At 61.3% G+C, this 23047-nt stretch carries 18 protein-coding genes; 9 read left to right on the top strand and 9 right to left on the bottom strand.

The annotated features are described in order from the left end of the window. Nucleotides 1-65: 65 nt before the first annotated feature. The gene (locus tag BC1002_RS23425) at nt 66-1379 is read left to right on the top strand and encodes an MFS transporter (RefSeq protein ID WP_049870286.1); all 1314 of its coding nucleotides are present in this window, start codon (nt 66-68) and stop codon (nt 1377-1379) included. A gap of 328 nt (nt 1380-1707) precedes the next feature. Beyond that, nucleotides 1708-3936, top strand: a complete 2229-nt coding sequence (locus BC1002_RS23420; protein ID WP_013092476.1) for an NADP-dependent isocitrate dehydrogenase — start codon at nt 1708-1710, stop codon at nt 3934-3936. A 188-nt stretch (nt 3937-4124) separates the two neighbouring features. Here BC1002_RS23420 and BC1002_RS23415 read toward each other — a convergent pair whose 3' ends face one another. Next, complete coding sequence (locus tag BC1002_RS23415) at nt 4125-4352, bottom strand: hypothetical protein (RefSeq protein ID WP_013092475.1); 228 nt, start codon at nt 4350-4352, stop codon at nt 4125-4127. Between the two features lie 516 nt (nt 4353-4868). After that, nucleotides 4869-5579 (bottom strand): FadR/GntR family transcriptional regulator, encoded by a 711-nt coding sequence (locus tag BC1002_RS23410; RefSeq protein ID WP_013092474.1) that lies wholly within the window; start codon nt 5577-5579, stop codon nt 4869-4871. 416 nt (nt 5580-5995) lie between these two features. On the opposite strand from BC1002_RS23410, the gene BC1002_RS23405 reads away from it, so the two are divergent. From BC1002_RS23405 to BC1002_RS23390, 4 genes are all read left to right on the top strand, one after another. Continuing rightward, nucleotides 5996-7327: an MFS transporter gene (locus BC1002_RS23405; protein WP_013092473.1), complete on the top strand. Its 1332-nt coding sequence runs from the start codon at nt 5996-5998 to the stop codon at nt 7325-7327. Between the two features lie 130 nt (nt 7328-7457). After that, nucleotides 7458-8807, top strand: a complete 1350-nt coding sequence (gudD, locus tag BC1002_RS23400; protein WP_013092472.1) for a glucarate dehydratase — start codon at nt 7458-7460, stop codon at nt 8805-8807. Between the two features lie 561 nt (nt 8808-9368). Beyond that, the gene (locus BC1002_RS23395; protein ID WP_238537957.1) at nt 9369-11642 is read left to right on the top strand and encodes a beta-glucosidase family protein; all 2274 of its coding nucleotides are present in this window, start codon (nt 9369-9371) and stop codon (nt 11640-11642) included. Between the two features lie 63 nt (nt 11643-11705). Then, nucleotides 11706-12536 carry a peptidylprolyl isomerase gene (locus BC1002_RS23390; protein WP_238537956.1) on the top strand — a complete coding sequence of 277 codons (831 nt, stop codon included), beginning with the start codon at nt 11706-11708 and terminating at the stop codon, nt 12534-12536. 141 nt (nt 12537-12677) lie between these two features. On the opposite strand, the gene BC1002_RS23385 is transcribed toward BC1002_RS23390, so the two are convergent. Continuing rightward, on the bottom strand, nt 12678-14186 hold the full coding sequence (locus BC1002_RS23385) for an MFS transporter (RefSeq protein ID WP_018434889.1): 1509 nt from the start codon (nt 14184-14186) through the stop codon (nt 12678-12680). Nucleotides 14187-14555: 369 nt separating this feature from the next. Between BC1002_RS23385 and BC1002_RS23380 the strand changes: the two genes are divergently transcribed. The 3 genes from BC1002_RS23380 (at nt 14556) to BC1002_RS23370 (ending at nt 18178) form a co-directional block, all read left to right on the top strand. Further along, the gene (locus BC1002_RS23380) at nt 14556-15662 is read left to right on the top strand and encodes a porin (protein WP_041735128.1); all 1107 of its coding nucleotides are present in this window, start codon (nt 14556-14558) and stop codon (nt 15660-15662) included. Nucleotides 15663-16199: 537 nt separating this feature from the next. Continuing rightward, the gene (locus BC1002_RS23375) at nt 16200-16907 is read left to right on the top strand and encodes a dienelactone hydrolase family protein (RefSeq protein ID WP_013092467.1); all 708 of its coding nucleotides are present in this window, start codon (nt 16200-16202) and stop codon (nt 16905-16907) included. Between the two features lie 569 nt (nt 16908-17476). After that, nucleotides 17477-18178 carry a GntR family transcriptional regulator gene (locus BC1002_RS23370; protein ID WP_013092466.1) on the top strand — a complete coding sequence of 234 codons (702 nt, stop codon included), beginning with the start codon at nt 17477-17479 and terminating at the stop codon, nt 18176-18178. Nucleotides 18179-18283: 105 nt separating this feature from the next. Here the strand turns inward: BC1002_RS23370 and BC1002_RS23365 are convergent, their stop codons facing one another. The 6 genes from BC1002_RS23365 to BC1002_RS23340 all read right to left on the bottom strand — a co-directional run bounded on the left by BC1002_RS23365 (nt 18284) and on the right by BC1002_RS23340 (nt 23000). Then, nucleotides 18284-18829 carry a flavin reductase family protein gene (locus BC1002_RS23365; RefSeq protein WP_013092465.1) on the bottom strand — a complete coding sequence of 182 codons (546 nt, stop codon included), beginning with the start codon at nt 18827-18829 and terminating at the stop codon, nt 18284-18286. A 100-nt stretch (nt 18830-18929) separates the two neighbouring features. Beyond that, nucleotides 18930-19601 carry a 4-carboxy-4-hydroxy-2-oxoadipate aldolase/oxaloacetate decarboxylase gene (locus BC1002_RS23360; RefSeq protein WP_013092464.1) on the bottom strand — a complete coding sequence of 224 codons (672 nt, stop codon included), beginning with the start codon at nt 19599-19601 and terminating at the stop codon, nt 18930-18932. Continuing rightward, the gene (locus BC1002_RS23355) at nt 19598-20275 is read right to left on the bottom strand and encodes an RraA family protein (RefSeq protein ID WP_013092463.1); all 678 of its coding nucleotides are present in this window, start codon (nt 20273-20275) and stop codon (nt 19598-19600) included. The genes BC1002_RS23360 and BC1002_RS23355 overlap by 4 nt, the downstream gene beginning before the upstream one ends. Nucleotides 20276-20277: 2 nt before the next feature. After that, on the bottom strand, nt 20278-20940 hold the full coding sequence (locus BC1002_RS23350; RefSeq protein ID WP_013092462.1) for an RraA family protein: 663 nt from the start codon (nt 20938-20940) through the stop codon (nt 20278-20280). A 14-nt stretch (nt 20941-20954) separates the two neighbouring features. Then, nucleotides 20955-21959, bottom strand: coding sequence for a DODA-type extradiol aromatic ring-opening family dioxygenase (locus BC1002_RS23345; protein WP_013092461.1), 1005 nt, complete (start codon nt 21957-21959; stop codon nt 20955-20957). A 27-nt stretch (nt 21960-21986) separates the two neighbouring features. Then, nucleotides 21987-23000, bottom strand: a complete 1014-nt coding sequence (locus tag BC1002_RS23340; protein WP_013092460.1) for an amidohydrolase family protein — start codon at nt 22998-23000, stop codon at nt 21987-21989. Nucleotides 23001-23047: the final 47 nt, after the last annotated feature.

The raw sequence follows: 23047 nt of genomic DNA, 5'->3' as shown, positions 1-23047 counted from the left end.
AATTCGTGCGCGGCACGGCGCGCTTCGACGGCAGACGCACGACGCACGGAGGAGACAAGGCACCGATGACTATCAAGGTTAAAGGCCTGCGCTGGTGGATGATCGGGCTGCTGACGCTCGGCACGATCACCAACTATCTCGCGCGCAGCTCGCTGAGCGTCGCGGCGCCGACGGTGCTGCAGCATCTGAACATTTCGACGCACGAATACGGCTGGATCACGGGCGCGTTTCTCGTCATGTATCCGATCGGCGCGCCGCTGACCGGCTATCTGATGGATCGGGTCGGCTTGCGCATGGGCTTTGCGCTGTGCGGCGTCGCGTGGTCGCTGATCTGCGCCGCGCATGGTTTCGCCTCGGGCTGGATCGGGCTCTTCGTGCTGCGCGGCATGCTCGGTCTTGTAGAAGCGGCGTTCATTCCGGGCGGCATGCGCGCGGCCGCGTCCTGGTTTCCGTCGCACGAGCGCGGCACCGCCGCCGGCGTGTTCAACCTCGGCACCTCCACCGGCGCGATTCTCGCGCCCCCGCTGATCGCGTGGTCGATCCTGCACTACAGCTGGAACGTGGGGTTCATGATCGTCGGCGGGCTGGGACTCGCGTGGGCCGTGCTGTGGCTGTGGCTCTATCGGCATCCGGACCGTCATCCGGCGCTGTCGCGCGAGGAGGCGGGCTACATCGGCGTGACGCAGGAAGCCGGTTCGCGCGCCGCGAAAAGTGCGGGCCCGAGGGTGTTCGAGATCCTGAAACAGCGCAATTTCTGGGGCATCGCGCTGCCGCGTTTCTGCGCCGATCCGGTGTGGGGCACGCTCGTCTACTGGATGCCGCTCTACCTGTACCAGGCGCGCGGCTTCGATCTGAAGGCGATCGCGCTGACCGCGTGGCTGCCGTTCGTCGCGGCCGACCTCGGCTGCATGGTCGGTGGTCCGCTGTCGGCGTGGCTGAAGCGCCGCTTCGACGTGCCGATCGTCAACGGCAAGCGCATCGCATTCTCGTTGGCCGCGGTCCTGATGATCGGCATGGCCGGCGTCGGCTTCGTCCACGATCCGGGGATGGCGGTGTTTCTGCTGTGCCTCGGCGGCTTCGCGCATCAGGCGCTGTCGATCACCGTGATCTCGATGTCGGCCGATCTGTTCCCGCGCCGCGAAGTCGGCACGGTGACCGGACTCGCCGCGCTCGTCGCGGGGCTCGGCAACTTCGCGTTCACGATGACGATGGGCTGGTTCGTGAGTCGCGTCGGCTATACGCCGTTTTTCGTCGCGCTCGGTTTCGGCGATCTGATCGGCGCGACGCTGCTGTGGACGCTGGTGCGCCGTCCGTCGACGGCGCCGGCACGGGACGTCGGAGCGCACGAAGCGCGGACCTGCGGGAACGGCGGCCGCTGAAGCGAGCGTGATTTGCGGCTCCTCAATGCGATCCATTCGCATTTAGCCAAAAATAATATGCCGCAAGTCATCTATAAGATATCTGTCTTAAGACCTAGGTAATCGGCCGCAAACCCTTGTCAGTCGGGGATCGAGCCTTTTCGGCAGGGTCCCTCGACCTGTTTGTTTACCCACATTTAGTGGAAAACGCGCATATACTCTCGGTCGTATCGCAAAACGAAGGTCGCGGGGTTGCGTCGTGCCGGACCGACGCCGTCGCCGTCGCGCGGATTTGCGCTGGCCTCGAATGCCAACGCTCTGTCTATCACTTCCTAGCAAAGCATTAATCATGTCCACACCGCCGAAGATCATCTACACCCTGACCGACGAAGCGCCCGCACTGGCGACGTACTCGCTGCTGCCGATCGTCAAGGCGTTCACGCGCTCGTCCGACGTGCTCGTCGAAACGCGTGACATCTCGCTCGCCGGCCGGATCATTGCCGCATTTCCCGACTACCTGAGCGCGGAACAGAAGGCTTCCGACGATCTGGCGGAGCTCGGTGGACTCACCACGCGCCCGGAAGCGAACATCATCAAGCTGCCGAACATCAGCGCGTCGGTGCCGCAGCTGAAGGCCGCGATCGCCGAACTGCGCGACCAGGGCTACAAGCTGCCGTCGTACCCGGACGTCGCGACGACCGACGCCGAGAAGGACGTCAAGGCCCGCTACGACAAGATCAAGGGCAGCGCGGTGAACCCGGTGCTGCGCGAAGGCAACTCGGACCGCCGCGCGCCGCTGTCGGTGAAGAACTACGCGCGCAAGCATCCGCACAAGATGGGCGCATGGAGCGCGGACTCGAAGTCGCACGTCTCGCACATGAGCGGCGGCGATTTCTACGGCAGCGAGAAGTCGGCGCTGATCGCGCAAGCCGGTAGCGTGAAGATCGAGCTGGCCGCCGCTGACGGCACGACCACGGTCCTGAAGGCGAAGACGCCGGTGCTGGCAGGCGAAATCATCGACGCGTCGGTGCTGAGCAAGAACGCGCTGCGCAGCTTCATCGAAGCGCAGATCGCCGACGCGAAGTCGAACGGCGTGCTGTTCTCGGTGCACCTGAAGGCCACGATGATGAAGGTCTCGGACCCGATCATCTTCGGCCACGTGGTGTCGGTGTTTTACAAGGACGTGCTCGCGAAGCACGCTGACGCGCTCGCCAAGGTCGGCTTCAACCCGAACAACGGTATCGGCGACCTGTACGCGCGTCTGAAGGATCTGCCGGCTGAAACGGCAGCGGCGATCGAAGCCGACATCAAGGCGCAGTACGAACAGCGTCCGCCGCTCGCGATGGTCAACTCGGACAAGGGCATCACGAGCCTGCACGTGCCGAGCGACGTGATCGTCGACGCGTCGATGCCGGCGATGATCCGCGAGTCGGGCAAGATGTGGGGCGCCGACGGCGCGCTGCACGACGCGAAGGCGGTGATTCCGGACCGTTGCTACGCCGGTGTGTACCAGGCTGTGATCGAAGATTGCAAGAAGCACGGCGCGTTCGATCCGGTCACGATGGGCACGGTGCCGAACGTCGGCCTGATGGCGCAAGCCGCAGAAGAATACGGTTCACACGACAAGACGTTCCAGATCGCGGCGAACGGCGTGGTCCGCGTGACCGACGAAGCCGGCGCGGTGCTGCTGGAGCAGCCGGTCGAAGAAGGCGACATCTTCCGTATGTGCCAGACCAAGGACGCGCCGATCCGCGACTGGGTCAAGCTGGCGGTGAACCGTGCCCGCGCGACCAACACGCCGGCCGTGTTCTGGCTCGACCCGGTGCGCGCCCACGATGCGCAGATCATCAAGAAGGTCGAGCAGTACCTGAAGGATCACGACACCAACGGTCTCGACATCCGCGTGATGACCCCGGTCGACGCGACGAAGTTCTCGATCGAGCGTATCCGCGCGGGCAAGGACACGATCTCGGTCACCGGCAACGTGCTGCGCGACTACCTGACCGACCTGTTCCCGATCATGGAACTGGGCACCAGCGCGAAGATGCTGTCTATCGTTCCGCTGATGGCCGGTGGCGGCATGTTCGAAACCGGCGCGGGCGGTTCGGCGCCGAAGCACGTGCAGCAGCTGGTCGAGGAAGGCTTCCTGCGCTGGGATTCGCTCGGTGAGTTCCTGGCGCTGGCGGCATCGCTCGAACATCTGAGCAGCGCGTATCACAACCCGAAGGCGCAGGTTCTTGCGAAGACGCTCGATCAGGCGACCGGCAAGTTCCTCGACAACGACAAGTCGCCGGCGCGCAAGGTCGGCGGCATCGACAATCGCGGCAGCCACTTCTACCTCGCGATGTACTGGGCCGAAGCACTGGCCGCGCAAACCGACGACGCGGCGCTGCAAGCGCAGTTCGCGGGCGTCGCGAAGGCGATGGCCGACAACGAGGCGAAGATCGTCGCGGAACTCGGCGCGGCGCAGGGCAAGCCGGTGGATATCGGCGGCTACTACCGTCCGAACGTCGAGCTGACCAGCAAGGCGATGCGCCCGAGCGCGACGCTGAACGCGATCGTCGATTCGGTGGCTTGAGGCCGCGCGGGCGATTGATGCGGTAGCGTTGCGGCCGCAACTGCGCTTGGCCGGAAAAGCCACGCGGTAAGCACGCAGCGCAACCGCGGTCAAAGCCGCATGCAGGACCGCAAATACGACAATGGCGCCTTCGGGCGCCATTGTCGTTTCTGCTTTCACTGCTACGTCGCCGTCGGTCATATCCGTCCTTATACGTGAACGATTTCCCAGTCGGCGAGCTTCTCCGGAATTTCGAGCGTCGACGTGTCGAGCTCGGACAGATGCTCGCAGCTCAGGCCGCGCGCGAGGTCGTCGGCGGCCTGTTGCGGGCTCGAGAATTCTCCGAGCGTTTCGTTGCCGTAGGTGGCTTCCCAGCCGTCCTGACCCGGCAGAATGTAGAACGCTCCCTGCGTCGAACCAAAGCGAAAGCCTTTCATTTTTAGTCTCCCAGTTACCAATAAAAAAGCCGCGATTCGTGATGGCTTCTGCGCAATCTCTGGGATTTTGGTGGCCATGTCGCGAGGCCTCTCGAATCCGACTGCGTGAAGCGCGTGCTCTTGTGAAAGAGTCTACGTCAGCGAGTCGGCTGGCAAGCGGGCGTCCAACCGTTCTTTATCTTAAAAATATTTTCGTAAAAACAATGGGTTGCGGGTTTCATTTTGCGATGTGCAACGACGCCGGACATCGTGAAACGGCTCGTTTGTGCCACGCACCATGGTTTTTTACGACGCGCGGCATCGTTTCGTATCGTGAAAATTAGGGGCTGCGTGCGCCCGGGTGCAAAACGGCCGTGATGGCGCTACGTGCGCTTGACTGCGCGGTGTGCTGATGCCCGAGCGCGTCAACGCATAACTGCGCGATGTGATGCGCGGTGGCGATCTAGAAGTGGGGAGTGAGTGGGTGTTGCTGGCTATGTGGCGAGTCGCGGGGCGGACGATCAGCCCCGCATAGCGTCACACGCCAGCCTTGGTCAAGTCATGCGCGCGACGCAGACGCTCGCGGCTGTTGCTCAGATGCATGCGCATCGCGGCGCGCGCGTCGTCGGCGTCCTGACGCTCGATCGCGCGATAGATCATCAAGTGCTCGCCGAGCACGCTACGCAATACCTCGATATGGTCGAGCTCCGCGATCTCGGCCGAACCGAGCCGCGTGCGCGGACTGACCGAGCGGCCGAGCTGGCTCAGCACGTCGAAGAAATAGCGGTTGCCGCTCGCGCGTGCGATCTGCAGATGGAACTCGATGTCGTGTGCGAGCGTGTCGGTGCTGCCGCGCTCGAGTTCAGCCTCGAAGCGGTCGAGCGCGGTGCGAATCTGCTTCAGGTTCTGTTCGGTGCGCCGCGATGCCGCGAGCGCGGCCGCGGCCGCTTCGACGTCGATCCGGAATTCGATGATCGCCATCACGTCGAGCATGCTGGTGAGATCGGCGGCGGGAAGCTGCATCGGCTTTTCCGCGGCGGGCGCGAGCACGAACGTGCCGATACCGTGACGCGTCTCGACGATCCTCGCTGCCTGCAGACGCGAGATCGCCTCGCGGACCACGGAGCGGCTCACGGACAACTGCTTCATCATCGCGACTTCGGTGGGGATGCGATCGCCTGGCCTTAGCGCCCCGCGGCGAATTTCATCGGAAAGGGTGGCCACCACCTTTTCAGTTAGGCTGCTCATTTTTGTGGCTGGTTGACTGATCCAACAAAGTATCGCACAGGACTGTACTCGAATCTGCCGGGTTCGGCGGCATCGTCGCGGGCTATTTTTTCCGTGCGGCCGCGCGATGGAGCGAGGATGAGGCGGGGCGTTTGCGCAAGCGCATGAGCTACTGCTAGCGAGCGGGCAATTAAGACATCAGACGTCTTAGTTCGACTGAGATCCCGGAACAGGACTATTACCTGCGAAGCTTGAGTCTCCCGTTACTTCAAGGGAGCTGTCTAATACCGGCAGGGTAAACACCCAACTGGCTTTGAAAAAAATAACGCGGTAGACTGTCGTCAGACAACGTATCAGACGCATCGGCGGGTCTCGCATCCAATTGTCGCGTCGTACTGCGTTCCACCAGGCCACAGCGCCGACAGGGGAGACAAATCTTGACATCAGTTCTGACTACCGCGCTCGACCCGCTGGAATCGGCGGTCGCAAAGGTGAAGCGCAACGTGTTGCCGCTTTTCCTGATCATGTTCATCGCGAACTATATCGACCGCGTGAACATCGGCTTCGTCAACGCGCACATGAAGACCGATCTCGGCATCGGCGCGGCCGCCTACGGGCTCGGCAGCGGGCTGTTCTTCATCGGCTACGCGCTGTTCGAAGTGCCGTCGAACGTGCTGATGCAGAAGTTCGGCGCACGCGCGTGGCTCACGCGCATCATGGGCACGTGGGGGCTGGTGGCGGGCGCGATGGCGTTCGTGTGGAACGATACGTCGTTTTACGTGCTGCGGTTCCTGCTCGGCGTCGCCGAGGCGGGCTTCTTTCCCGGCGTCGTCTTTTACTTCACGCAGTGGCTGCCGCAAAAAGAGCGCGGCAAGGCGATGGCGATCTTTCTGTCGGGTTCGGCGCTCGCGTCGGTGCTGTCCGGTCCGATCACCGGTTCGCTGCTGTCGATTCGCGGCCTCGGCCTGCAAGGCTGGCAGTGGATGTTCCTGATCGAAGGCGGGTTCTCGATCGTGCTGTGCGTGGTCAGCTGGTTGCTGCTGAAGTCGCACATCCGCGACGCGCACTGGCTCACCGCCGAAGAACAGCGCGTGCTCGAACGATCGATCGCGGCCGAACAGGCCGAGCGCGAAGCGCAGGGCGGCGCGCATCTACCGACGATGAAGCTGCTGAAGGACCCGCAGATCGCGCTGTTCTGCTTCCTGTACTTCGCGATCCAGCTGACGATCTACGCGGCCACTTTCTGGCTGCCGACGATCATCCGCAAGATGGGCGGCCTGTCCGACTTCGAGGTCGGCATGTTCAACGCGATTCCGTGGCTGATCGCGATGGTCGCGATGTATGGCTTCGCGGTTGTGTCGGCGAAATGGCGTCATCAGCAGGGCTGGCTCGCGGTCGCGCTCGTCATCGCCGCGGTTGGCCTGTTCGCGTCGACGTCGGGCAACCCGGTGTTCTCGTTCGTCGCGATCTGTTTCTCGGCGATCGGCTTCAAGGCCGCGTCGTCGCTGTTCTGGCCGATTCCGCAGGGCTACCTCGATGCGCGCGTCGCCGCCGGCGTGCTCGCGTTGATCAACTCGCTCGGCAATCTCGGCGGCTTCTTCGCTCCGGCCACGTTCGGCTATCTGCAACAGCACACGGGCTCGATCACGGGCGGTTTGTACGGCCTCGGCGTCGCGTCGCTGCTCGCGGCGGCGGCCGGCTTCCTGACGCGCAACAAGCCCGGCAATCGCGAGCCTTCGCCCGAGTCGTTGCGCGGCAACGCGCATTGACTACACTGACGGCTCGTATGCGGCCGTCAGTTTTTCTGTATTCGAGTTTTCATCCGGGCCGGTCGAACGCGCACGCAGCGCGCGGCGGCTTCCGCCGGCCGGCTTACTTCATCACACAGGTGCTTTTCCCATGTCCACCAAACCTACCGAATCGAACGCCACGCCGGTCGTCACCGAACTGCGCGTCGTGCCCGTCGCTGGCCGCGACAGCATGCTGATGAATCTGAGCGGCGCGCATGGTCCGTTCTTCACGCGCAACATCGTGATCTTGCGCGACAGCGCGGGCCATACCGGTGTCGGCGAAGTGCCGGGCGGCGAGAACATCCGCAAGACGATCGACGACGCGCGGCCGTTCGTGGTCGGTCAGTCGATCGGCAATCTGCAGTCGATCCTGAACAAGGTGCGCACGCAGTTCGCCGATCGCGATGCGGGCGGCCGCGGCCTGCAGACTTTCGATTTACGCACGACGATTCATGCGGTCACCGCGCTGGAAGCGGCTCTGCTCGACCTGCTCGGTCAGCATCTCGGCGTGCCCGTCGCGGCACTGCTCGGCGAAGGCCAGCAGCGCGACGAAGTGGAAATGCTCGGCTACCTGTTCTATATCGGCGATCGCAACAAGACGGATCTGCCGTACGCGAACAACGCCGGCGCGCGTGACGACTGGGAGCGCGTGCGCACCGAAGAAGCGATGACGCCGGAAACGGTCGTGCGTCTCGCCGAGGCCGCGAAGGCGCGCTACGGCTTCAACGACTTCAAGCTGAAGGGCGGCGTGCTGCAAGGCGACGCGGAAATCGAAGCGGTGACTGCGCTGGCCGAGCGCTTCCCTGAAGCGCGCGTGACGCTCGACCCGAACGGCGCGTGGTCGCTCGCCGAAGCGGTGCGCCTGTGCCGTGACAAGCACGACGTGCTCGCCTACGCGGAAGATCCGTGCGGCGCGGAAAACGGCTATTCGGGCCGCGAAGTGATGGCCGAATTCCGCCGCGCGACCGGCCTGCCGACGGCGACCAACATGATCGCGACCGACTGGCGTCAGATGGGTCACGCCATCCAGCTGCAATCGGTCGATATTCCGCTCGCCGATCCGCATTTCTGGACCATGCAGGGCTCGGTGCGCGTCGCGCAGATGTGCAATGACTGGGGCCTCACGTGGGGTTCGCATTCGAACAACCACTTCGACATTTCGCTCGCGATGTTCACGCACGTCGCGGCCGCGGCGCCTGGCAAGATCACCGCGATCGATACGCACTGGATCTGGCAGGACGGTCAGTTCCTGACGCGCGATCCGCTGCAGATCGTCGGCGGCAAGGTCAAGGTGCCGCAGAAGCCGGGCCTCGGCATCGAGCTCGATATGGATGAGCTCGAGAAGGCGCACGCGCTGTATCAGCAGCACGGCCTCGGTGCACGCGACGACGGCGTTGCCATGCAATATCTGATTCCGAACTGGAAGTTCGATAACAAGCGCCCGTGTCTCGTGCGTTAAAGAAGCTTTAACTCAATCAAAAGCCTGGCGGGCTGCACGAACGGTGCGGCCCACCAGGCTTTTTTGTTGTCCGGCCGCTGACAGTCTCGCTCGCCTCTTACTACTCATCAGACGTCCGTGCATGGCAACTAAGTCATTGTTTTTATGGATATAACGTAAACCATAGTCGTCTGATGACGGTTAAATCATTACGATGGCTTCACTGGCGAGCAGATCGTGCCCGTATCGATGGCCAACGCACTTCTGGCCTTGATGTGAGCGTCGGGCGCGAGAAGTTTCCAGCCAGGCCTGCATGTCTGCTTGATTCGGGCCTCGGAGTAGCAGCAAGCGGAAAACCAGCAATAGATCGAATTGCAATCCTTCACATTAAAACGACCGATGCGCGTCTCGCATTTGTGCATATAACAATTGAGGAAAGACATGTCTGTGAAATTCACTCAGAGGAGAACGGCCGCTGCCGCAAGTTTCGTATTCATTCTGGCGGCGTGCGGTGGCAGCGATAGTCCGAACACAACGGCGGCTTCGACCCCAGCCCCGACGCAGACGTCCACCATGCCATGGATGAATACGTCACTTTCTCCCGAAGCACGCGCGGCACTGCTGGTCCCCGCGATGGCGCTTGCCGACAAGGAAGAGCAATTGGCCGGTTCAAATCCCGGCATCCTGCCTGAATTGCCGCAGTGCTACGGGGCGCGGCACATTCTCGGCCTGACGAAGTACGCTATTCCGACATTGCGGATCACCAACGGGCCCGTGGGTATCGGCCAGAACGACTGCGTTTCTCCGTCCGTATCAGGCTTTGCCGCTTATACGGATTCCAGCTCCGCCAAGGCGACTGCTCTACCTTCAGCCATCGCGATGGCGGCGTCGTTCGATCCTTCCGTTGCAACCCAGTTTGGCAACGTGGTGGGCATCGAAGGAGGAAATCTGGCTCTGCACGTATTCGAAGCGCCGGGTATGAACCTGGCAAGATTGCCCGTGGGCGGACGCAACTTCGAGTACATGGGCGAGGACCCGTATCTCACCGGCACGATGGGGGTCGCTGAAATTCAGGCGGTGCAAGCCCACGGCATGATCGCGATGGCGAAGCACCTGGTGGCGAATGAGCAGGAAACGAATCGCATGACGATTCAGGAGAGCATCGACGATCAGACATTGCACGAACTCTATATGCTGCCGTTCGAAATGACGGTGAAGGCAGGCAACGTCGGCGCCGTCATGTGTTCGTACAACTCGGTGAACGGTTTTTCGATGTGCGAGCAAAAGCACATCCTGTCCGATGTGCTTCGCGGACAATGGGGCTTCAAGGGCTACGTGCAGTCGGACTTCTTTGCGGCGCACAGTACCGCGCCGACCCTTCTCGCAGGCATGGATAACGAAATGCCGCTGCCGCAGAACTGGTCGCCGGCGAACCTGAATGCGGCTTTGGCCTCGGGACAGATTCAGACCTCGGATATCGACAATGCGCTGCTGCGCCGATACACGCAGATGTTCCGCGCGGGCATCTTCGATCGACCCATCGCTCAGACTGCCATCAACGCAACGGCTGACGGCACGGTCGCGAAACAGATCGGCGAACAGTCGGCCGTGCTGCTGCAGAACAACGGGACTTTGCCGCTGAAAAAGACGGTTCGAAATGTCCTCGTGGTCGGCAAGACGACCCAGGTCTATGCGCAGCAAGCTGTTGCTGGCGGCAGCTCGGTCGGCCACCCGATGGGTTCGGGCGGCGGCAGCTCCGACGTCGTCGCCTTGTACACCGTTACGCCAGTGCAGGGCATCAAGGACACGCTATCCAACCTCGGCAATACCGGTGCTCAGGTCCATCTGGCGCTCGTCGACGATAACAATTCGACCGGCACGATCGACGGCGCGGCCGCCACCATCTCCGACGTCAAGACAGCTGCGACCGGCGCCGACGCCGTGATCTTCATGGCCGGCTCCATGTCGGAGGAAGGCGCGGACCAGGCGACCTTTACCGACTCGACGGGCCTGACGCTCGACACTGGCAAATACTTGAATACGCTCGACTGGTATTCGCCGAAGGCGAGCTCGATCACCACCTCGAGTACCGCCAGGAACAGCAACACGCTCGCGTTGCTGCAGACCATCGTCGCGGCAAACAGCAACACCGTGCTCGTACTGAAGGACAGCGCCGCCGAAGCGCTCGATCCGTCGATCCTCACCGGAGGGACATCCGCCGCGAGCGCGATTCTCGAGACGTGGTTCCCCGGCCAGGAAGACGGGCACATCGTGGCGGATCTGCTGTGGGGTGTCGCGAATCCGTCCGGCAAGCTACCTGTGACGTTCCCGCAGGTCGGCCAGGGCTTCATGGACTCGATTACGCCCTACCAATACCCGGGCGTGTCGATCAACGGAAGCGCGACGGTCACCTACTCCGAAGCGCTGAATGTCGGCTACCGCTGGTATGACGCAATGGGCAAAACTCCGGCATTCCCGTTCGGTCATGGTCTTTCGTACACGACCTTCACGATTACCAATCCGACCGTCAGTACCGGAGCAAACGGGACTTACACGGTTAGCGCGGTGGTGAAAAACACGGGTTCCGTCGCGGGCGCGGAAGTTCCGCAGGTGTACGTTGCGTTGCCTACCTCGGCGGGAGAGCCGCCCAGGCGTCTGGTGGGATTCCAGAAGGTCAGTCTGAATGCAGGCGCAACGCAGACGGTGTCGATCACGATCGATCCCGCCGCGCCGAATCATCCGCTCAGCACCTGGAGTAAAGATGCGCAGCAGTGGACGACGCCGACCGGTTCCTACTCGGTGTATATCGGGAACTCGTCACGCAGCCTGACTCTCGCGGGAACTATCACTAAATAAAGTCGAGTAATGCGCCAGAGTCGGATCAGGATCCGACCCGGCGTTACACACACATCAACGAAAGTGGTCCGCTTAATGAAAGTACTATCACGACGGATGCTGGCACTTGTTATCGGTGCAACGCTCTCGCTGGCGACGAGTGCGACAGAGAAGCCCTTCGTCACGGTCAACGGCAAACCGGTTTCTCAGGCCGACGCCGATTTGTACATCGGACAGGCGCATGCGCAAGGATTTTCCGATTCCCCACAATTGACGGACCATGTCCGCGACGAACTGATTCGGCGCGAAGTTCTGTTCCAGCAGGCGCAGAAAACTGGCTTCGACCGCAACCCCGAAGTCGCGGCACGCGCCGAAGCGGCGCGGCAAAAGATTCTCGCGCAGGCGCAGGCGACGTGGGAGATCGAGATCGTCAGAGCGTACATGCAGGACTTTCTGAAAAAGAATCCTGTCAGCGACGATCAATTGAAGGCGATGTACAACGACATGAAAGCGAAAGGCGGAAGCACGCAATATAAAGTCCGCCATATCCTCGTCAAGGATCAGGGCGAGGCGAAAGACATCATTGCGAAGCTGAACAAGGGTGCGTCATTCGGCGACCTCGCGAAGGAATCGATCGATGCCGACACTCGATATAACGGCGGAGATCTGGGCTGGATAACTTCCAGTAAGGTGGTCAAACCGTTTGCCGACGCGGTTTCGCATTTGCACAAGGGCGAATACACGCGGATGCCGGTCAAGACCGGATACGGTTTTCATGTGATCGAAGTCGATGACACTCGCCCTTTGCAGGTTCCGTCGTTCGAAGACATGAAGCCGATGCTGTACCAGCAGGCCCAAGCGGAACTCGTCGACAGGATGGTGAAAAATCTCAGAGCGAAAGCCACCATTCAATAAGCTGCCGAATCACGTTCGTCATCCTTGGGATGCGATTGAGAGCCTGATGTGATGGCATTGGGTCTCTACGTCCACCCATTTGCTCCCCGGTCTTCCATCCGGATCGGGGAGCTTTTTTATTTGCCGCTCTTTTTCTCGCACTCAGCTCTTGCGAAATACCACGTGCGAGATCCGCTGCACGAGCAGCGCGGCCGCGAGCGATGCCACCGCCGTCAGCCACACGCCCATATGAATCGACTGCACGAGCGCGTCGCGTGCGCTATCGATCAGCGCGAGCGTATCGAGTCCCGACGACTTCATATCCGCAATTAACTGGGTGCGCGACGCATCGTCGATCAGGATGCGCAGATCGACGAAACGCGGCCGCCATTGCGATGAGGCCGGCTCGCCGAGCACGCTCATCGTGCGCGTGACGACGTCGCGATAGTGATGCTGCACGACAGTCGCGACGATGCTGGTGCCGAGCATGCCGCCGACCATGCGGGTCGATTGAAGCAGCGCGGTCGTGATGCCGAAGCGCTCCCGTCCGGCGATTTCCTGGCCGAACACGTTCAAATTGTTCAGGATGAAGCCGAGGCCGATGCCGACCGCGCCCATCGGTAGCACGATGCGCAAGTGCGGTGTGTCGGGATTCGCGAATGCGAGCGCGATCGACGCGAACATCAGCAGGCCGAAACCGATCGTCAGAATGCGCGTGGGCTTCTTCATGTGAATCACGATGCGCGTGTTCAGCAGACTGCCGAGCGCGATGCACGCGGCGATCGGCGTCGCGAGCAAGCCGGCCTGCTGCGGCGACAGACCGAAGCCGCCTTGCAGCAGCAAAGGCGCGAAGAAGATCAGCGAGAACATCACGAAGCCGGACAGCATGCCGAGCGTGAATAGCGTGACGAGCTGCGCGTCCTTGAACAGATCGAGCGGAATGATCGGATGCGTGGCGCGTTTTTCGCACTTGAAGAGCGCGACAGCGCCGATGATCACGCACGCGCCGAGCACGAGGTTACCCACCGTGAGGCCACTCTTCGGCACTGCTTCGATGAACGCCTGCAAGCCGCCGAGCACGCCCGCGACGAGTGCCGCGCCGAGCCAGTCGATCTTTACTTCGCCTTCGTGCGGACGGCGGAAGTTCGGCAGATGCATCCAGACGAAATAGAGCGCGGCCGCGCCGACCGGCAGATTGATGAGAAACGTCGAGCGCCAGCCGAGGTGCTCGCTCATCCAGCCGCCGAGCGACGGACCCGTCGCCGTGCCGATGCCGTAGGTTGCGGCCAGCACGACCTGCCAGCGCACGCGGGTGCGCGGATCGGGGAACAGATCGGGGATCGACGCGAACGCGGTGCCGACCATCATGCCGCCGCCGACGCCTTGCAGTCCGCGCGCGATCGCGAGAAACAGCATGCTGTTGGCAAGGCCGCACAACACCGACGCGACCGTGAACGTGATCACCGCGGCGATCACGAAGCGCTTGCGGCCGAAGTAGTCGCCGAGCCGCCCGAACACCGGCACCGTGACGACCGACGCGAGCAGGTACGCGCTCGCGATCCATGCGAAAAATTCGAAGCCGTGCAACTCGGCGACGATCGACGGCAGCGCGGTGCTGACGACGGTCTGGTCTAGCGCGACCAGCATATTGACGAGGCCGATGCCGAGCATCGCATAAAGCGCGTGGCGAAACGGCAGCGCGGGGGCGGGGGCGGCGGTCGAACTGGCGGCAGGGGCGGTGGAATTCACGGATCGGGCAGAAGGCGGTTCGGGTTGGACGCTGCACGGCGTATCGCGGTCAGGGACCCGGCGATTGTACGCAAGTTGTCTGACGTCTTGCGGATTATACGGGTTTTCCCTAGGTAAAACTATTTTTCGCGCGAAAGGCCACACGGCGACCGACGCTGCCGCGCGCATGCACCATGGTTGGGATGTGCGCCAGCGTACTGGACGGCCCGCATGGGCTCGCTCGAACGTGGTAAGTTCGCTCGCGGAATATCCGATCGATGCGTTTTGGGGGACCTCATCCTGCGTCACGTCATGGCTTGCCTGCTGAACACCGTCCGCGAAGCCTTGACGATCAGCGTCGGCGTGACAGCGGCTTGGATAGGTGGCGCGCTGCTGTTCTATGCGCACGGCGCGGCCGCCGTCACCGACATCGATACCGGCGCCGGCGCCGCCTCCGGAATCCACACAGGCTTCGTCTCGCTGTATGGCGTGATCGATACGAGCGTCGAAATCACCGACCCCGGTTCGGGCTGGGTCGCGCGCATGGATTCCGGGGCATATCGCGGCTCGCGCGTCGGGCTGCATGGCGCGGAGCCGCTCGGCGGCGGCAACGCGATCGTGTTCACGTTGGAAAACGGCTTCAGCTCGACCGATGGCAGCCTGCAGGTGCCCGGCTCGATTTTCAATCGCCAGGCATGGATCGGCGCGAGCGGGGGCTGGGGTGAACTGCGCTTCGGCCGTCAGTATTCGCCGATCTATATCCCGTTCAAGGGCGATCTCGACGCGTTCGGCGCCGGCACGATCGCTTCGGGGCTCAACAACCTGTCGAAGATCACGCCATACGCGAACAACGCGGTTGCATATCTGTCGCCGCGCATCGCCGGCTTTAGCGCGACGTTGATGATGGCGATGCGCGATCCGTCCGGGAAGGACGGCAACGGCATCGACGGCTACTACGTGACCGCGTCGTATCGGCTCGACCGCTTGCATCTGCTGTACGCGCGCCAGCAGACCCACGGTGCGGGCGCACTGCGCGCGAATCTGGGCGGCGCGAACTACGCCTTCGGCAAGCTGCGCGTATGGCTGTCTTTTTTCAATGGCGACGGCGGCGCGCCGGTCTATCACGGCGCGGGCGGTTCGCTGTCGGCGCAGTACAGTTTTTCGACCAACGCGCGTGCGTCGCTCGGCTATGCGCACGTGCGCGACTACACGACGCCCGGCGGCAGCGCGGACCAGTTCAGCGCGGCACTCGAATACAGCATGTCGCCCACGCTGCTGCTGTACTTCAGCGCCGCGTATCTCGCGAACCACGACGACTCGAGCTTCACTCTGCGCGGTGTCAACGTGACCGGGCTGCCGGTCGCCTATCCGGGTGCGCCTGTGGCGGGTGTTCAATTCGGTGTGATCGAGCGTTTCTAGCGCGCATCGCAATACGTGATTAATTGGTATATGTCGAAAGCACTTTTGATGCGGCTGTGAATTGACGAGAGTCGCGCGAGTCGGAATCGCAAAAGCGTCGCGAATAAAAAAAAGCCGACACAGTGTGTCGGCCTAAAGATTCTGGCATCCGAGGATGATGGCCAGAACCTGAGAGACATGGACCCGCAGAGCAGCCCCAGTGCGGTATTTCGGGCCGCCGCGACGCGGGTCGATCTGCGTCGTACTTTAACGTTAGCTTTCAGCGCGAGAAGATTGAGAGCGCGTTCCGCTGATTGCTCTCCGTTCGAATGCCGATCCAGAAAGCATGGCGTGGAGTATAGCGTCGTCAATCGACTTTGTGGAACCACACTTCGGCGAATGGGTTAATGAGTTTTTCCCGATGTTTAACGTCGTATGGTTGGATTTACATAATGCGCAGATTCAACCGGAGCACGACCGCGCCGACACGGTTCCGATAGAACAGGAAACGGGGTAGTAGCGCTATGCTAGCGGTTTCGTCTACTCGAGGAGCGACCGATGACCCAACATGCAGGTTCGATGATCACGTTCAACCGTCCCGACGGCAAGCAGCTACAAGGCTATCTCGCGAAGCCGGAAAAAACCGCGGGCGCGCCCGCAGTCGTCGTGATCCAGGAATGGTGGGGCTTGAACGACCAGATTCGCGGCGTCGCCGATCGCCTCGCGAAAGCCGGCTACTTTGCACTCATGCCCGATCTGTATCGCGGCAAGTCGACGGTCGAAGAGGACGAGGCGCACCATCTGATGAGCGGCCTCGATTTCGGCGATGCCGCAACGCAGGACGTGCGAGGCGCGGTCCAGTATTTGCAGCAGCACGCGGCGAAGGTCGGCGTGACCGGCTATTGCATGGGCGGCGCGCTGACGTTCCTCGCGCTGTGCAACGTGCCCGAAGTGGCGGCCGGCGTCGTCTGGTACGGCTTCCCGCCGCTCGACTATATCGACGCGTCGAAAATCAAGGTTCCGGTGATGGGCCACTGGGGTCTGCAAGACGAGTTCTTCGCCGCCGACACCGTCGACGCGCTCGAAAAGAAACTCACCGACGCGAAGGTCGACATCGAGTTTCATCGTTATCTGGCGCGTCACGCGTTTGCGAACGAAACGGCGGTTGGGTCGGGCCGCATCGCGAGGACACAATACGATCCGGTCTGGGCGCAACAGGCGTGGGACCGCACGCTGACGTTCTTTGGCCGCACGCTGTGGAACTGAACCGGTGAATGGCGGAAGCGGACGGCTCGTCCGCTTGTTAAGAGTGCCGGCGGTCGTGGCCTTTCGTGATGTGGCCGCGCTGTTTTTGCAGCGCGGCCGTTTTGTTATGCAGCCTGTTCCGAATTTTCGAGGTGCGCTTGCAACCCTGCGTATTCAATGGCGTTGCGGATGTGAACTACTTGATTTGGCGCAAACGTAGCTTTCCTTATCGGATGCGTCTCTCATGAATTGCATTTGAAAGCAAAGCCAACATAAAATGCTAAACGGTATTGGAATCCTCGGTTAAGTTGTAGACAGCAGCACTTAACTCGGCAGACGGTGTCGGTTCATTTCGTTGTTCTCGACTTGAACGCTTCATTCCCCAAGGTGAACGGGGCGACATCTCCGCAGACATTGTCTGACCGGTCGAGTAATACAGTTAAGTATCAACCTAATACCCCAAATGAAATTCGCGAGCCCGAGGCAATACGCAGGGCGGCGAGCGTCGGGGGCCCAAGGGCCGGGCCACGGCGTGTCGTTGACGTTGATGTTGACGTTTGCGTCGGAATATTCTGAGATATAATACGAAAATGAATATGATTGCGATCCCAGGCCGAGTGACTTCCGGCGAACTTCTGGAACTGGACGGCAGTGATTTCCCGGCTCAGGTGGCGGCAGAGACACGCAAACTGATCAACCGGGGAGTGCTTGCACCCGGCTTCCAACTACGACAGTCAGATCTTGCCGAGCGCTTCGGGATTAGCCGAGTGCCCGTGCGTGAGGCGCTGAAACTGCTGGCCGCTGAAGGCATCATTGAGCACGATCCAAATCGTGGGTTCTTTGTCGCCCAACTGTCGAGCGACGAGGCACGGCAACTCTATCGGATGCGGCAACTGCTTGAAGCGGAATTGCTGATGACCATCGAGTGGCCGACGCCCGCGCAGATGAAGCAACTCAAGGCAATGCTCACGGATCTGGAGCATTTGCTCGGTGCGGGTAATCGCGAAGGCTGGATCGAGCAACACCGCGCGTTCCACGACATGATTTTCGATCTGTCGCCGAACAAGGTGCTTAAGCGCGAAGTGCTGCGATTGATGCGATTGACCGATCGCTATCGTGCATTGGCCGCAGATATCTCAGCGAACCCTGAACACCGCAGTGCGAATATCGAGGCGCGATTGGTGAAGGCGCTGCAGAGTAAGGATAAAGACTTGCTGCTCGCAACTTACGAAAAGGGGCGCTCAATCGTTTTGAGCGGCTTGATGGCGGTGCTTGCGGCCAGAGAGACCTGATCAACAGAGGGGCACCCACGGTGCCCCTTTTTCACATCAACAGTCGGTATCGCGCAACCTGTTTGTCATTTGACGCCCACGCGAATACTCCTGCCAATGCGCTAATTAGTCGGACCCCCAGTTCGAAATCCAAAGCATGTCGTGGAAATCGACGGCCTTATTGGTTTGAAATTCACCGTAGGAACCCTGCGAATACAATAGCGGAGTCTTCGCGTCCGTATTAATAGCGGTTGCCTCCACGTGGCCAAAAATTACGGCATGCGTGCTGATTTCGACGATACGTTCGACGCTGCAATCGAAATTCACCATGGCTGTGGCCAGCGCCGGGGCGCCGGTCTTAATGCGATTCCACGTGCCGGCCTGGAATTTCTCCTCAGGCGCGATAGGGCGAGAAAACCGTTGTGCCAATTCCTGCTCGCTGCGCGCCAGCACATTGACGACGAAATGACCGGTCGCCTGCACGTGTGCCAACGAGGAATTCGCGCGATTGATGCAGACGAGCAGGATAGGGGGCGCGGCACTCACGGAGGTCACGGCGGTTGCCGTCATGCCAGCAAGTGGACCATTGGCGTCGGAACCGGTGGTGATCAAACAAACGTGCCCGGTGAGACTGCGCATGGCGCGCCTAAATTCAGATTCTTCGATGCTCAATTGCGCCCCCAGGTTATGAAAATTTGGTGACACCAAAAGAAACACGGGTGGCGTCCCAAAGACGGCCGCCCCGTGAGAGAGACTCGAACGTCTCCGCCAGTTACTGATCCCAGCCGAAGATACTGAGCGTGCTTTCGCCTGCCTCGAGCCGTTTCAACTGCTGTGCTTCTGCTGCCTCACGTGTTTCCGACGCTGCGATAGCAGTTGCGACTTGCTCGCGCGGAATGCAGACGACACCATCTTCGTCGCCAACGATCAGGTCACCTGCATTAACAGTCACGTCGTCGAGGCGGATCGGTGCGTTGATCCAGCCACGGGCGCCAAAATCCTTTCCAGTGCCGCGGATACAAAGCCCGCGTGCGAAAACCGGGAACCCGATCTCGGACAGCAGTCGCTGATCACGAACACACCCGTTAATGACGAGACCTGCGAGCCCGCGAACCTTCGAGGCCGTTGACATGATCTCGCCCCAGTACCCATGCTCATACGCTTCGCTTACAGAGACGACCAGCACGTCGCCCGGCTGTGCGGCGTAGATCGCCCGATGCAACCACAGGTTGTCACCACCCGGTGAATGGACGGTCACAGCAGGGCCGCATACCTGGAAACCGGGTGCCACAGGCTGGATCGCTGCCGGCAGCGCACCGATCTTTCCGGCCGCTTCATGCAGCGTGGCAGAGGGTAGTTTGCCAGCCGCCTTGATCAGTGCGGTGTCCGGACGCTGAATATCGAGGCGGGTCGTCTCTGCCGGGTTGAAGCGCGGGCCGGTCATGCTTTGCTCCCAGTGGCGCGCGTTTGCAATTGATGGTACTTGAACTGTTTGCGCGCTTCGTCGAGGCGCATGCCGGACGCGACTGCTGCACGAATGGCTCTTTCTGCTGCGTCGATTTCTTCCGCAGCGGCGAGCACACGTTCTTCGTGTTCTTTAGGAATCGAAATAACGCCGTCGGCATCACCGCGTAGCAGGTCACCCGGAGCAACACGTACGTCGCCGATGTTGACCGGCACGTTCGTGGCTTCGACTTGCACGCGATCCTTGCCCGTGCGCATCCAGTTGTCCCTGGAGAATACCGGATAACCGAGCGACAGGCAGAGATGGACGTCGCGGTTGATGCCGTCGATCACCGTGCCTGCGATGCCACGACGGTGTGCGATTTCGGTCAGGATGTCGCCCCAAACGGTTGCATCGGTGCGACCGCCGTTGTCGAGAACAATCACGCTGCCGGGCGGCACGTCGTCGATGAAGTCGCCGACCGTGCCTGCGGGAGAAGCCGCCGGGCCGTAGAGGATCGTGAATGCACGGCCGGCCATCCGGAAGGACGGATCACGGGGCTTGATACGGCTGCACTGACCGTTGAGGCCCAGACGATCGAGAGCGTCGCTCAGCGTCGCCGTTTCGAGTTTCGCTGCACGTGCGACGTTCTTGTCTTGTTCTATTTCGGACATGACTAATCCTTAAGCATGAATTCGTAGTTGCCGCCCATCACTTCGTGGATGGGGGTCCCTGCCAGTACAGCCTTCGCCATCAGGGCTTCACGAGCCACGATCGACTCGGCGGTCTCGACCACGCGCGCAACATTGGCGGCGCTGATGAAGATCACGGCGCTGCTGTCGGCGATCACATAATCACCGGCTTCGACGGCGGTGCCGAAGACTTCGACTGGAACGTTGACGCCCTTCTCGACGATGCGACCTCGGGCAGTGCGGGCGGTGAACGCATTGGCGAAGACCGGCAGATCCATCTCGCGGGATTCGTCGATATCACGGACAGGACCGTCGGCGATCACGCCAGCGATGCCGCGAACCTTGGCGCCCAACGACAGGATGCCGCCCCACGAACCGGCTTCGATGCCAGTGCGCTGCTCGACAACGATCACGTCGTCGGTGCCGCCGAGTTCGATAGCGGTGGTGCCGAGGTGCCGCGGCGGGCCCGGCGGCGGATCACCGACACCGAGTTTCATCGTGATCACGCGACCCGCGATACGCTTGGTGCCCGAAGCCTGCTGCACACCGCTGACGACGCCGGTCAAACCGAGTTTGTCCAGCGCATCCGAGACGGCACAGCAGTCCAGTCGCCGAAGGCGGTGGACGTATTCGTCTTTGCTCTTCATATCTTTGCTAATCCTTATTCCTGGTCTGGCGACTTCCAGTAGACGAAACCCATCGCGTTGCCGGTACCGGCTTCACTGCGATAGCACGGCACGTAATCGACCACCGTCATGTCGAAGCCGATTTCGTCCATCACGCCAGCGACCGGAATCCAGTTCTTGATTTCCGACGTGCCTGCCTGGAAGATCGCTTCGTCAAGTTCGAAGACCGGCGAAAAATCATGGTTCTTCATCGCGCTGAGGACCAATTGGTCAACGCGCTCGTCGATCACGAAGTGCGTCAGACCACCCGAGGCGATGACGGCGACGCGTGCATCCGTGTCCCACGACTGGATAGCACGACCAATCGAGCGGCCGAACGCGTGGCAGCGGGCAACGGTCGGTTGATTCGGCGGGTAGAACGTGTTGACGAGCACCGGCACGGTCGGGATCACCTGATCCTTCATCAACTGACGGAACACAAAGCCGAACGCATGCGGCGTTTCCGTTTCCGACAGACACTGAAGGGCTGCGACGTCGAACTGATCGTTCATCGCGGTCTTGATGATGTGCTTCGCGAGTTCGGGTACGGCGGAGTAAGTCGCGGTATCCGGCATATAGCCAGGCATCGCGTGACGCACACCCGGGGGCATCGTCTGAAGCTTCTCGTGGCTGATCATGTTGTTCACGATCGTCGGGCCACACATGACGCTGAGTGCGGGGATGCAGTCGGTATCGAAGATTTCCATCTGATCGTTGCCGACGATCACAACGACGTCCGGCTTCGCCTCAGCGAGAACCCGCGCCATCTCCTCGATAGCCGCGAGACATTGGGCGTGCCGGGTTTTCCATACGTCGAGCGTGATCTGTTCCCCGAGGTTCTCGGCACGCCGATAATCGACGAGTTCGTCGAAGGACCACTCACGGCCCTCGAAGTGATGCTTACTCAGTCGATCATCGGGTACACGAGCGCCCCAGGTTTCAGGCGGCGTCACGAGCATGGGACCGTGTGATGTCCCCATTCCCAGTACGATTTTTGCCATGATTTCGAGTCCTGTGAGCGCCCGGGATTATTTGTAATCCGCGAGGTCGAGCTTGAAGAAGTCGCGAGCGTTGCCGAAGAAGATCTTGTCTTTCTCTTCCTGCGACAGCCAGTCGAAGCCCTGGATAAACGGTTTGATGTCGTCGAACGTGCGACCCGTATCCGGATTGATAGCCGAGCCGACACCCGGGCACTCGGCGCCGAACAGGCAGCGATCGGCACCCACGGTCTTGATCAGCAGGCGCAGCGACTCTTCCGAGTAGAGCACGGTGTCGTAATAGAGGTTACGCATACCCTCGAGGAAGTTGCGGCCCGCGCGAGCCGCACCCGACTGGAAGCGACCGATCTGATACGGGATCGAGCCGCCGCCGTGCGAGATCATGATCTTCAGCTTCGGGAAGTCCTTGAACACGTTCGAATTGACGAGGTTGAACACCGCGATCGTTTCTTCATTGATGAAGTGAACGGTGTAGGGCGAGCGAGCCGAGTGTGAACCCGTAGCGTGGATATGCGCCGGGATGTCCAGTTCGCACAGCTTCTCGTACAGCGGGTACCAGTAGCGGTCACCCAGCCCCGGAGCTTCGCTGCCGCTGTTTTCGAACGGATCGGGGTTGAGCAGCACGCCCTTGAAGCCGAGTTCCTTCACGCCGCGTTCGAGTTCCGGCAGCACGGTTTCGATCGGGTCACCCGCGACTTGCGGCAGGCCGCCGACACCGATGAAGCGCTTCGGCAGCAGCTTGACCGTGCGCGAGATGATGTTGTTCGTTTCTTCGGTGAACCAGTGCACGAGTTTGCCCGGCTTCTGGCTGTGCATCATCTGGAACGGACGCGGCGACAGCAGCTGGACGTTCGTGCCCACGCGATCGAGCATGTCGATGTGGCCGACCGGCGCCATTTCCTTCTTGTTCGCGTAGTGCAGGATCTCTTCGTCCGTCACTTCCGGCATCTTGCGACCATGCTCGCCGCGATGCGAGAGGATGTGTGCCTTGTAGACCCAGAGTTCGGCGGGCGCGCTGACGTGACCGTGGCAATCGATAATCACTTACTTGTCTCCTTGACTTAACGTGAGATGAGGGCGACTTCGTCGCC

Origin of the sequence: Paraburkholderia atlantica, from assembly GCF_000092885.1 — a bacterium.
In the GTDB taxonomy this organism is placed as follows: Bacteria; Pseudomonadota; Gammaproteobacteria; order Burkholderiales; family Burkholderiaceae; genus Paraburkholderia; species Paraburkholderia atlantica.
Note: the sequence above shows the minus strand (reverse complement) of the source record. Positions and strands in the feature narration are given on the sequence as shown.

What these genes read in the sequence shown, in the direction of transcription:
- BC1002_RS23420 (WP_013092476.1), top strand. Translation starts at nt 1,708, where the DNA reads ATGTCCACACCGCCGAAGATCATCTACACCCTGACCGACGAAGCGCCC.
- BC1002_RS23385 (WP_018434889.1), bottom strand. Translation starts at nt 14,186, where the DNA reads ATGCTCGGCATCGGCCTCGTCAATATGCTGGTCGCGCTAGACCAGACC.
- BC1002_RS23350 (WP_013092462.1), bottom strand. Translation starts at nt 20,940, where the DNA reads ATGAAGAGCAAAGACGAATACGTCCACCGCCTTCGGCGACTGGACTGC.
- BC1002_RS23410 (WP_013092474.1), bottom strand. Translation starts at nt 5,579, where the DNA reads ATGAGCAGCCTAACTGAAAAGGTGGTGGCCACCCTTTCCGATGAAATT.
- BC1002_RS23395 (WP_238537957.1), top strand. Translation starts at nt 9,369, where the DNA reads ATGAATACGTCACTTTCTCCCGAAGCACGCGCGGCACTGCTGGTCCCC.
- gudD (WP_013092472.1), top strand. Translation starts at nt 7,458, where the DNA reads ATGTCCACCAAACCTACCGAATCGAACGCCACGCCGGTCGTCACCGAA.
- BC1002_RS23355 (WP_013092463.1), bottom strand. Translation starts at nt 20,275, where the DNA reads ATGTCCGAAATAGAACAAGACAAGAACGTCGCACGTGCAGCGAAACTC.
- BC1002_RS23370 (WP_013092466.1), top strand. Translation starts at nt 17,477, where the DNA reads ATGAATATGATTGCGATCCCAGGCCGAGTGACTTCCGGCGAACTTCTG.
- BC1002_RS23380 (WP_041735128.1), top strand. Translation starts at nt 14,556, where the DNA reads ATGGCTTGCCTGCTGAACACCGTCCGCGAAGCCTTGACGATCAGCGTC.
- BC1002_RS23345 (WP_013092461.1), bottom strand. Translation starts at nt 21,959, where the DNA reads ATGGCAAAAATCGTACTGGGAATGGGGACATCACACGGTCCCATGCTC.
- BC1002_RS23360 (WP_013092464.1), bottom strand. Translation starts at nt 19,601, where the DNA reads ATGACCGGCCCGCGCTTCAACCCGGCAGAGACGACCCGCCTCGATATT.
- BC1002_RS23425 (WP_049870286.1), top strand. Translation starts at nt 66, where the DNA reads ATGACTATCAAGGTTAAAGGCCTGCGCTGGTGGATGATCGGGCTGCTG.
- BC1002_RS23375 (WP_013092467.1), top strand. Translation starts at nt 16,200, where the DNA reads ATGACCCAACATGCAGGTTCGATGATCACGTTCAACCGTCCCGACGGC.
- BC1002_RS23415 (WP_013092475.1), bottom strand. Translation starts at nt 4,352, where the DNA reads ATGAAAGGCTTTCGCTTTGGTTCGACGCAGGGAGCGTTCTACATTCTG.